This window comes from Microbulbifer pacificus, assembly GCF_033723955.1.
Lineage (GTDB): Bacteria > Pseudomonadota > Gammaproteobacteria > Pseudomonadales > Cellvibrionaceae > Microbulbifer > Microbulbifer pacificus.
The window spans coordinates 2,078,656-2,090,000 of sequence record NZ_CP137555.1; the positions used below are offsets into that span (position 1 = coordinate 2,078,656).

General features: G+C 54.9%; 7 protein-coding genes and 2 rRNA genes (1 of these 9 running past the window's edge). 3 read left to right on the forward strand and 6 right to left on the reverse strand.

Annotated features, from left to right (window positions below; translation table 11 throughout):
• Window positions 1-264 precede the first annotated feature (264 nt).
• The 4 genes from R5R33_RS08980 to R5R33_RS08995 form a co-directional block, all read right to left on the reverse strand.
• Window positions 265-972 carry a pirin family protein gene (locus R5R33_RS08980; RefSeq protein ID WP_318955680.1) on the reverse strand — a complete coding sequence of 236 codons (708 nt, stop codon included), beginning with the start codon at window positions 970-972 and terminating at the stop codon, window positions 265-267.
• 211 nt (window positions 973-1,183) lie between these two features.
• Window positions 1,184-2,527, reverse strand: coding sequence for a dipeptidase (locus tag R5R33_RS08985; RefSeq protein ID WP_318955681.1), 1,344 nt, complete (start codon window positions 2,525-2,527; stop codon window positions 1,184-1,186).
• A 13-nt stretch (window positions 2,528-2,540) separates the two neighbouring features.
• The gene (locus tag R5R33_RS08990; protein ID WP_318955682.1) at window positions 2,541-4,862 is read right to left on the reverse strand and encodes a TonB-dependent receptor; all 2,322 of its coding nucleotides are present in this window, start codon (window positions 4,860-4,862) and stop codon (window positions 2,541-2,543) included.
• A gap of 230 nt (window positions 4,863-5,092) precedes the next feature.
• Window positions 5,093-6,871: a DUF885 domain-containing protein gene (locus R5R33_RS08995; RefSeq protein WP_318955683.1), complete on the reverse strand. Its 1,779-nt coding sequence runs from the start codon at window positions 6,869-6,871 to the stop codon at window positions 5,093-5,095.
• A gap of 225 nt (window positions 6,872-7,096) precedes the next feature.
• On the opposite strand from R5R33_RS08995, the gene R5R33_RS09000 reads away from it, so the two are divergent.
• Genes R5R33_RS09000 through R5R33_RS09010 form a run of 3 tightly spaced genes read left to right on the forward strand, consistent with a single transcriptional unit; the run spans window position 7,097 to window position 9,264 of the window.
• Complete coding sequence (locus R5R33_RS09000; RefSeq protein WP_318955684.1) at window positions 7,097-8,095, forward strand: SphA family protein; 999 nt, start codon at window positions 7,097-7,099, stop codon at window positions 8,093-8,095.
• A 40-nt stretch (window positions 8,096-8,135) separates the two neighbouring features.
• Complete coding sequence (locus R5R33_RS09005) at window positions 8,136-8,987, forward strand: carbon-nitrogen hydrolase family protein (RefSeq protein ID WP_318955685.1); 852 nt, start codon at window positions 8,136-8,138, stop codon at window positions 8,985-8,987.
• Window positions 8,988-8,997: 10 nt separating this feature from the next.
• Window positions 8,998-9,264 (forward strand): hypothetical protein, encoded by a 267-nt coding sequence (locus R5R33_RS09010; protein ID WP_318955686.1) that lies wholly within the window; start codon window positions 8,998-9,000, stop codon window positions 9,262-9,264.
• Window positions 9,265-9,270: 6 nt separating this feature from the next.
• Here R5R33_RS09010 and rrf read toward each other — a convergent pair.
• Together rrf and R5R33_RS09020 are read right to left on the reverse strand one after the other, a co-directional pair.
• Window positions 9,271-9,386 (reverse strand): 5S ribosomal RNA (gene rrf / locus R5R33_RS09015).
• A gap of 202 nt (window positions 9,387-9,588) precedes the next feature.
• Window positions 9,589-11,345, reverse strand: a 23S ribosomal RNA gene (locus tag R5R33_RS09020); it runs 1,129 nt beyond the window's last position.

Below are 11,345 nucleotides of genomic sequence, written 5' to 3' on the forward strand. Positions count from 1 at the left end.
TGGGATGGGCGAAACGGCAAAGTGACCGGCGGCATCCCGGACATGGGCAGGTCCCCTACCGCCATCCCGATAGAAACAGTGTACAAGCTTTGTTTAAGGGCGTTTGCGACAGACCAAAATGCACGGAAAAATCTTTCTCTTCCGTGTGCTAGTCGAGCTTTTTGCACGTGGCGAAGTGGTAGCAGAAATAGTTGGTTACTTTTTCCACACGAAGCGCGCTTCTTCCTGGGCTATCGTGTCTGCCGACCCGCAAGCCAAATCTTGCTAGCCGCGCCGCTCCACCCGGCGCGGCAGGTCAAACCAGAGTGCGGTCACACCTTTGTCGCCTGCACGCAGGGTTAACGGTTCGTCGATGGTACCTAGGCCATCACCAGCGCCCAGTGCTGTGCCATTGGCGTACACCTCACCCTCGATGACATGCAGGTAGCCAACGCCATCTGTCGTTTCCAGTGCCTGGGCATCACCAGTATTCAACTGCACTCGGTAGAGGCCTGCATCCTGATGCACGGTCAATGATCCGTCACGACCATCCGGGGTCACCAGCGGAGTCAAGTTACCTTTTTGTTCGATCGCTTTCTGTTCGTAGCCCGGTTGCAGGTTGCGCTGGTTGGGGATAATCCATATTTGCAGGAACTTGAGGGGCTCAGTCTTTGAGTGGTTGTACTCGGAGTGAGTAATCCCGGTTCCCGCCGTCATGCGCTGCACTTCACCGGCGGGCACCACAAACTGGTTGCCCATGCTGTCCTTGTGTTCAATGGCACCCGCAAGCACATAGGAGATGATTTCCATATCCCTGTGGCCGTGGGTGCCAAAGCCCGCACCGGCGGCAACGGTATCGTCATTGATCACCCGCAGCGCGGAAATCCCCATATGTTTCGGGTCGTAATAGTGGCCGAATGAAAAGGTATGACGGGAATCGAGCCAGCCGAAGTTTGCTCTGCCGCGCTCGTCGGCGCGCCGTAGATAAAGCATGTTGCCGTCCTCGCTAAAAATGGAATAGCGGGACTATACGACCGGGGGCGGCGGGGAAAAATCGAATAATTTGGGATAAATCATTCGATTTAGAGTTGGCGCTCAGGGGATTCGGAAGTTACCGGCCACGTCCTGCAGCGGGGAAATTCCAGCAGCCCCGCCATCGTCGGGACTGCTGGTTCACAGGGCTAGGGACCGCCTACGGGGGCCTTTAGCCCTCGGTCTTCGCTTCAGCGGCTTGCAGCGAAGCCGCCACCGCCTGTACTTCGTCCATTACCCGCATCAGATTGCCGCTCCAAAGCTGGGCGATTTCTTCATCCGTGTACTGGCGCTTCAGCAATTCCTCGGTCACGGAGGCCGTTTGCGATGCGTCATTCCAACCGGCGACACCGCCACCGCCGTCGAAATCGGAGCTGATACCCACGTGCTCGATACCGATTTTTTTCACCAGGTAATCGATGTGGTCAACGAAGTCCTGCACATTCACCGGCGGCACCAGCGGATCCACTTCTTTTTCCACCATGGGCGCCACCTGTGCGCGCAGCTTCATGAAGCCGGCCATGTAATCGTGTCGGGCGTCACTGTCGAGCTGCCCTACTGCCTCCCAGTCCAGCATTTTGAAACCGTTTTTCTCGGCTTCCCTTCCCATTACCTCAAACGCTTTTGCTTTCCAGGCATCGTATTTTTCGGTATTGAGATAGGACGCAAAGGCCACGGTCTGGACCACACCACCGTTTTCCTTGATCGCCATCAGCTCTTCGTCATCCAGGTTGCGGCTGACATCATTCAGGGCTCTGGCGGAAGAGTGGGATGCAATCACCGGCGCCTTGGTCAGGCGCAGGGTTTCCAGGTTGGCGGCCTTGGAGGGGTGCGACAGGTCGATGATGATTCCGACCCGGTTCATTTCCCCGACCAGCTCGCGCCCCAGATCACTGAGTCCGTTGTACAGCCACACCCCGTCGCTTTCACCGGTATTGGAATCGGCAAACTGGCTGTGGCCGTTGTGCGACAGTGACATATAGCGCGCACCGCGATCGTAAAACTCCTGTACCAGGCTGAGATCGGTGCCCAGCGGGTAAGCGTTTTCCACGCCCATCAACGCCGCCAGCTTGCCGTTTGCGATCAGTTCACGCACCTGTGCGGTGGTGGTCGCCAGACCAATGCGGTCCGGGGCAATTTCTTCGGTCAGGCGATGTACGGCATCGAACTTGGCCCGCGCATTCTCCAGCGCTGCCGCGTACCCCTCTTCACTTAGCTCCCCCTGGCCGGTGTAGATACTGAACCAGACAGCATCCAGCCCACCCTGTTCCAGCTTGTCCAGATCGACCTGGGTCTGCAGGTCCTCGGTGTAGTTGTGATCGGCGGTGAAATTGCTAACATCGATATCGACATGAGTGTCCATGGTGAGCAGGCGCCTGTGTCGCGTCTCCAGATCGACACTTTCACTACCTACCGCCTCGGCCTTTAACTCTTCTTTTGGCTCTTGAGACTCCGGCGAGCAGCCGGCCAGCAGCGCACCTGAAATGCACAGTGCGAGATTTAATTTTTTTAGCATTCTTTTCTCCTGCTTAGAAACTGTAGGTCACAGTGCCCTGGAAAGTACGCGGGCTCAGTGGACGGTAATACGGAGAACCGGCATACACAAATGACATCACTTCGGCATTGAATACGTTGTCGAGGTTCAGGCGCAGATTGGCGTTGCTCAGACCCACTGCTTCGCCACTGATGTCCACATAGGCACTGGCGGTGGTGTAATCATCCATCTCAAACATTTCTGCGTAATCCGCATAGCGCTTGCCGGTATATTTGAGGGAGAAGTTGGCGACCATCCATTCGGTCGGCTCCCAGGTTACACCACCGGTAAACAGCCATTCAGGGCTGTCTGCGAGCTTACTTCCGGCCGGGTTAATCCCAAAGCCGTCGGACAGCTCGGCATTGTTATAACTCAGGTTGGCGTTGAAGTAGAGTGCGTCGTTAAACAGTGCCGGCATATACACACCAGACAACTCGACACCCCAGGCGCTGGTTTCTCCAACGTTGGTGTAGAAAGCTTCGGGCTCACCGGTGGCCGGGTTCAGCACGTTGCCCGCGACCAGGCGGTTGTCGAAGCTGGTGTAGTACATGGATACGGCACCGTTGTAGTGCGCACGGCTGGTGCGATAGCCGATTTCAATATTTTCTGCGGTCTCTCCTTTCGGTGCCGGTGCTTCAAAACTTGTAGCGATGGAAAAAATATCGTCTGCGCCTTTTGGCAATGCGAAGTTTTCCGACACGGAACCGAACAGCTGGTCGGTATCATTCAGGTTGTATACCGCACCAACCATCGGCATAAAGTTGTCTGAATATTTTGCACCGACAGACTGCGGACCATAACCAGGCATGCCGTTGATTTCATAGTCGGCGAAATCCCGATACCCCTTGAGGGCGTAGTCGATAGTGAGCGCTTTGGCTCCAAGCTCGACGCTGAGGCGTTCGTCCAGCAGGGCGATGGTGTCTTTCAGATACAGCTGCATGGTGTCCCGAGTGCTGGTGTAGTTGCGGCGATAATAGGCCACTTCGTCCTTGATCACGCTGCCATCGGCACTGCCGCCGGTTTTGTTGTAGCGCAGCTGGCTGCGATTGTAGGTTTCGTCCTCGAACCAGCTGCCAACCTCCAGCTTGTGCTGGCCCAGATGCCACTCAATACCGGTGACTAGCCCCTGCCGTTCACCACCGACACCGGAGTAGCCATATTGCACCCCGCGCGGGTGGACCACGTCCAGTCCTGCCGCTGCCTGGCGGTTGTAGACGGACAAAGAATAGCCATAGCTGTCTGGAGATACACCGTAGCCCGCTTTGTCTTCGTAGTACCAGGTGGAATTCAGGTAAACATCGGTGGCGAGATCGGTGGAGAGAGACACAGAGTAGAGCTTGTCGTCACGGATGTTGACGCGGTCTTCGTAGTACTGGGTGCAGTTGCTGCCAGTATTGACCGGGGTAAAGTCCTGATCGTCGACGGTGCCGTCACCATTGAAGTCGTAGACACCGGGCATCGGGTTATTACAACCCTCCGGGATCGCGCTCAGATACGCGTAGTAGTAATTCGCATCGAATTGGCTTTCGAGACCGGACGGCGAATCGTAATCATAGAAGTCATTGCTGATGAAACTGGCTTTTACATAGGTGTCTTCGTCAAATTCGTATTTCGCTTTGCCTTCGATATGTTCACGGTCAATGGTACCCGGACCACGCCACAGGTCGCTGTCGGTTTTTGAGCGACTGACGTAGGCAGAAAAACCGCCGATCTTACCGGTCTCCAAACGCACAAAGCTGCGCATCAGGTTGTCGTCACCAGAGGTGAGCGAAACCACTCCACCCATTTCGTCTGCAGGGTCCATCGAGCTGTATGAAACAATGGGGCCGAGTGATGCGTAACTGGGCATGGATACGTCCCCTGCACCGGGAGACGCCAGTACCGATGCCAGATTCTCGTTATCCACGTAGCGGAAAATCGGGCTGCCGCCGAAGGCATCAGAACGACCCATCGGTATACTGTCCAGCACAAATCCCATCTGCGCGAGGCTGAATGCCCGCACCTGAACCGAGTTGCCGAACTCATATAAACCTAATGCGCCATCGGTCTGCACATTGAATCCCGGCAGGCTTTCGAGCATTTTCAATCCAGAGATGCCCGCCGGTGCCGAGAGTAACTCCTCGCGTGTCACGCCGACCGTATTGCTGACTTTGTCTTCGCCGATCGCGAGGTCTGCCTGAGAGGTGCGCTTGGCCTGAACTACGATCTCTTCCATTTCCCCGGTGGATGCGTTGTCTTGTGCAGCGATGGTTGGATATGCGGTCAGTGCACTGGAAATTGCCAGTAAATATGCCGCGGATTTTGAGTTGCTCGCCATAGCCCCTTCCCCTTTTTATGTACAAAATTTTCTACATTGATGCGTAGCATCCCGACGGCAGGGCAACCATTACCAGCATTGACTCCCGGCGATAGGATTACTGGGGTAGAGGCAACAAATGTGCCAGACACTTGTCCGGTAATAATTCGGTGATGCTGTTTTGGGGTGAAGTGAAATGGTGAGCGGACGAGGAGAAATCGCCCCGGCGTGGATACCGGGGCGGAGGGGGATCAATTTTTTTGCTGGCGAGTAAAGCGGTTCATTTCCTGCTCGAGCATCGATAACGGCAATGCACCATTTGCGAGCAAGGCATCATGGAATTTACGCAGATCAAACTGGTTGCCCAGCTCCGATTCTGCTTTGGCTCTCAGTTCGCGAATCTTGATTTCCCCCATTTTGTATGACAGCGCCTGCCCCGGCCACGAGATGTAGCGGTCTACCTCTGCGCGCACATTCGCTTGTGACAGGGATGTATTGTCGGCGAGGAAATCCAGTGCCTGCTGGCGGGTCCAGCCTTGGGAGTGAATACCGGTATCGATGACCAGGCGGCAGGCGCGCCACATTTCGTAGCTCAGGCGGCCGAAGCGCTGGTAGTCATTTTCGTATACGCCCATCTCTTCGCCGAGACGCTCGGAATACAGTCCCCAGCCCTCACCATAGGCGCTCAGATAGAGGTTGCGGCGAAAATCGGGCACATTCTCCAGCTCCAGCGACAGCGCCCCCTGAAGGTGGTGTCCGGGTACCGATTCATGCAACGTCAACGCCACCAATTCATACAGCGGGCGCTGGTCGAGTGCATAGGTATTCACCCAGTAGGCGCCACCGCGCGTACCGCCTACGGCCGCAGGGTTGTAGGACGCAGTAGTGTAATTTGGTGCGATCTCAGCCGGGACCGGCACCACCCCATAGGGCAGGCGCGGCAGCTTGCCAAAAAATTCGGGCAGGCGGTAGTCGATGGATTTTGCAATGAATGAAGCTTCCTTGAGCAGATCCCGCGGGGTTTTCGCATAAAACTGGGGATCGGTGCGCAGGAACTCGGTGAACTCGTCAAAGCTGCCGTTGAACCCGGTCTTCTTGATCAGCGCATTCATTTCATCGCGGATGCGCTTCACTTCCGCCAGACCGGTTTTGTGGATTTCCGCCGGGTCCATATCCAGGGTTACATAGGTACGGATAGCGTGGCGGTAGTAGTCCTTGCCACCGGGTAAGTCCTCTGCGGCGAGTGACTCGGTGGCGGCCTTCATGTAGTCGCCTTCGAGAAAGGTTGCCACGCGGCCGAAAGCGGGAATCGCGTGATCCTTGATCGCCGCTGCGCCCTCTCGCTGAAGTCGTTGTTGATCCTTTTTGGAAAAGGACTCCGGGAAAATTTTGAAAGGTTCGTATAGGCTGCTTTTGGTGGGATCACTGTAAACCTGCGCGCGCACCGTAGGCGCGATGCCCTCAACCACGATTTTCGGCAGCACAAACCCATCGTTGATGCCGACGCGCATATTCGCCAGGTTCTGATCAAAGTAGCGGCCGAAATCCTTGATGCGCGCAATATAGTCCTCATAGTCCGATACCTTCGGCATCGACAGACCGTTGCTGGCATCAAGTGCTGCACTCCAGAAGCTGTAAAAAGTGTTGAACGGAATACGGTCCAGGAACAGTTCATTACCTTCAATGGAATTGTTGAGCACCCAGCTGAGCAGCTCGAGATTGACCCGGTCTGATTCAGTCAACCTGGATGCATCAACCTTGCTCAGGCGTGCGAGCAATGCCTGCTCTGCCTTCAGGCGACGGGCGCGATCTTCTGGCGCCACGCCCGGCAGCCGATTGTTATACCCCTGCTCGCCCATACGCCCGGCAGTGATCGGGTCCTCCCGCAGACTGTACTGCCAGTGGTCGTCGATAATTGCATGTAGTTGTTCTGCAGCAGATTCAGCCTTGGCGGTTGTGACGACTGAGAAGACGATGGTGAATATGGCGAGAAACTGGCGTACGCATTGCCCTGGTAATATGCCGGACATAGATTGACTCCAAGTTGCGTTAATTCAACTGCCAACCTTACCACCAACCTATCCGACAGAGATGCTGGATTCACACTTCTGTGTGAGATTCCATCCTGACCGGCTGCATGAATGTCGCCAGTCCCACCTTCCGCTGCTCTAGCAGCCGATATATCCGGATTGCCACAAGCCAGAGGCTTCTAAACTCTTTAGATGCAAACCAGGTAAATGTAGAAGGGACATCGCGTGAACAGAGACAGATTGCGTGCCAGCTTCGGACTGTTTTCGCTAACGGGAGCGAGCCTGCTGGCGGCAGCGCTTGTTGGGCTGAGCGCATCGGTGCATGCGACCGAGGGTGGGATCGGATACTACGTGCCCGGCACCGCGGCGACACTTATCGATCGTGCGCCGCTGCAGACCGGGTGGGTATTTGAACCGATGTACCTGCACTACGAGGGTGACTTCAGCGCGGGCGCACGTGTACCCATTGCCGGGCTGGTCACAGCGGGCGTAGATGTCACCATCGACAGCGTGGTGCCCGGTGCGCTCTATACCTTTGAGTCTCCCGTACTCGGTGCGAAATACTCGATCGGCGCGTACCTTTCTTGGATTTCGGTGGATGTGTCCGCAAGTCTCGACAGCCCGTTGGGCAGTATTCGCCGGTCAGATTCGGCCTCCGGCCTCGGAGATACCACACTCATCCCGGTAATGCTGGGATGGGTAGATGGTAACTGGCAGTACAACGCTCTGTTGCCGGTCCACGCGCCGACGGGTGATTACGAAACCGGGCGACTGGCGAATCCGGGCCTCAATTACTGGTCGGCAGACCCGACCTTCGGAATTGCATACGCAAATCAGGAGTCGGGTTTCAACGCGACAATGTTTACCGGCATAACCCTAAATCAAGAAAACTCGGACACCGACTACCGCAGTGGTCGCCTATTCCACATTGATGGCAGCGTGCAGCAGATGATTAAAGCGGGAAGCGGCTTTTTAACGCTCGGCTTCAACGCGTTCTGGGGAAATCAGGTCAGCGATGACAAGCATACAGGCCGTTTTGTGGGCGCGTTCCGTCAGGAAACAGTGGGCATCGGACCGGTCATCGGCTATGTTCTGCCAAAAGGAAAAGACAACATTCTGGTGGAATTCCGCTGGCTACCGCAGCTGGACAGCACAAACACCACAGAGGGAGATTATTTCTGGCTTAAATTCGTCTACCAGGTAGGCACGGGCCAGCAAAAATAATTATTACTGTCCGATCAGGACTAGCGGGAGGGGATTCCATTTGGAAGATGTTTGTGTGGGCGCAGTGCAGATGGTCAGCGGTGACGATCTGTATGAAAACCTTGCGCGCGCATCTGACCTGTTACAGCAGGCAGCAGAGCGCGGTGCAAAACTGGTGTTACTGCCGGAAAATTTCGCGCATCTCTCCGACAGGGGGAGTTACTCCGTGGCTGAATCATTTGTCGCTGAAGTAGATGCGGACGATCAACATCACCCCATTCAACGTGCGTTAACGACCTGGGCTAGAGACCTTGGGATTTGGATCGCGTCCGGTGCCATTCCACTGCGGCAGCGCCCGGATGGCATAGCGACGGCCGATAGGCGTTCCCGTTCTGCATGTTTGCTTTACGACGATCAGGGCGTTCTGCGCAGCCGCTACGACAAGATACACCTGTTCGACGTTGATGTAGCAGATGCTGCTCGCAGCTATCGCGAATCCAACAGCATTGAACCCGGGGATTACAGCTGTGTTTCGCCTACGCCTTGGGGCACGCTCGGTCTGAGTATCTGTTTTGATCTCCGGTTCCCGGAGCTCTATCGACAGATGGCCATGGCCGGAGCAGAAATATTCACCGTGCCGGCCGCATTTACACATACCACTGGCCAGGCGCACTGGATGACGCTGCTGCGTGCGCGAGCAATTGAAAATGGCTGTTTTGTCATCGCCGCAGGTCAGGGTGGACAGCATTCACCGAAAAGACGCACCTGGGGCCATTCAGCAATCATTGATCCCTGGGGTGAAATTCTTGCCGAAGCCGGCGAGGGTGAAGCAGTGATTACCGCAACACTGGATGCAGAAAAACTTAAGCGCGTACGCAGCGATATGCCACTTTTATCCATGCGGCGCCTGTAGATAAATCGACTTGCTGAAAGCAGCGCTTCAGTTGCCCACAGATATCATGGATAGAGCTGGGGATAAGCTAGGGATATCAACGATGAGCGGCGTGGTTACTCACTTACACCGAACGTTCAAAAAAGCGTCGACGGATAATGGAAAGAGCGCTGATATTAACGACGCGATAGTGGATATTTTCGATTGCGTAATTAAACAGGGCCGTCTTTTGGTTGGCCCTTTTTTTAAAACAGCAAAAAAGAAAAAGGCCCAGCCGCGTAAGCGACTGGGCCTTTGAATTAAAACCTGACGATGACCTACTCTCACATGGGGAAGCCCCACACTACCATCGGCGATGTTGCGTTTCACTTCTGAGTTCGGCAAGGGATCAGGTGGTTCCACAACTCTATTGTCGTCAGGCAAACTGGCTTGGGTTGGCGTTGGTCTTATGGGCGATTGTTGCCCTGCGCTACCTGTTATCGCTGTTTGCCTGGTCTCTTCGGACCGCGATAACCCCAAATTAATCGGTGAAACATTCTGTAGTAATACACCGCAAGTCGATCTTGCTTGTGTGTCTCTTGGGCCACAACCCAATTCAATCGTTAGTAACCATCTCTGTTGTATGGTCAAGCCGCACGGGCAATTAGTACTGGTTAGCTCAACGCCTCACAACGCTTCCACACCCAGCCTATCAACGTGGTAGTCTTCCACGGCCCTTTAGGAGACTCGAAGTCTCAGGGAGATCTCATCTTGAAGGAGGCTTCCCGCTTAGATGCTTTCAGCGGTTATCCCGTCCGAACATAGCTACCCGGCAATGCCACTGGCGTGACAACCGGAACACCAGAGGTTCGTTCACTCCGGTCCTCTCGTACTAGGAGCAACTCTTCTCAAATCTCCAACGCCCACGGCAGATAGGGACCGAACTGTCTCACGACGTTCTAAACCCAGCTCGCGTACCACTTTAAATGGCGAACAGCCATACCCTTGGGACCGGCTTCAGCCCCAGGATGTGATGAGCCGACATCGAGGTGCCAAACACCGCCGTCGATGTGAACTCTTGGGCGGTATCAGCCTGTTATCCCCGGAGTACCTTTTATCCGTTGAGCGATGGCCCTTCCATACAGAACCACCGGATCACTATGACCTACTTTCGTACCTGCTCGTCATGTCTGACTCGCAGTCAAGCGCACTTATACCATTATGCTCATTGCATGATTTCCGACCATGCTGAGTGCACCTTCGTACTCCTCCGTTACTCTTTGGGAGGAGACCGCCCCAGTCAAACTACCCACCATACACTGTCCTCGATCCAGATAATGGACCAGAGTTAGAACCTCAAACATACCAGGGTGGTATTTCAAGGATGGCTCCACAGGAACTGGCGTTCCTGCTTCAAAGCCTCCCACCTATCCTACACAAGTAGGCTCAAAGTTCAGTGCAAAGCTATAGTAAAGGTTCACGGGGTCTTTCCGTCTAGCCGCGGGTACACTGCATCTTAACAGCGATTTCAATTTCACTGAGTCTCTGGTGGAGACAGCGTGGCCATCGTTACGCCATTCGTGCAGGTCGGAACTTACCCGACAAGGAATTTCGCTACCTTAGGACCGTTATAGTTACGGCCGCCGTTTACCGGGGCTTCGATCAAGAGCTTCGCTTACGCTAACCCCATCAATTAACCTTCCGGCACCGGGCAGGCGTCACACCCTATACGTCCACTTACGTGTTTGCAGAGTGCTATGTTTTTAATAAACAGTCGCAGCCACCTGGTCACTTCGACCGGCCTCAGCTTAAGGAGCAAGTCCCATCACCAAAACCGGCGTACCTTCTCCCGAAGTTACGGTACCATTTTGCCTAGTTCCTTCACCAGAGTTCTCTCAAGCGCCTTGGTATTCTCTACCTGACCACCTGTGTCGGTTTAGAGTACGGTTCGCAATTGCCTGAAGCTTAGAAGTTTTTCCTGGAAGCAGGGCATCAACCACTTCACTTACCGAAGTAAGCTTCGTCATCAGTTCTCAGCCTTAGGGGACCGGATTTGCCTAATCCCCCAGCCTACGACCTTAAACATGGACAACCAATCGCCATGCTGGCCTAGCCTTCTCCGTCACTCCATCGCAGCAATTGCAAGTACAGGAATATTAACCTGTTTCCCATCGACTACGGCTTTCGCCCTCGCCTTAGGGGCCGACTAACCCTGTCCCGATTAGCGTTGGACAGGAACCCTTGGTCTTCCGGCGGGGAGGTTTTTCACCCCCCTTGTCGTTACTCATGTCAGCATTCGCACTTCTGATACCTCCAGCAAACCTCACAGTTCACCTTCAACGGCTTACAGAACGCTCCTCTACCATGCCCATAAAGAGCATCCGCAGCTTCGGTTACCAG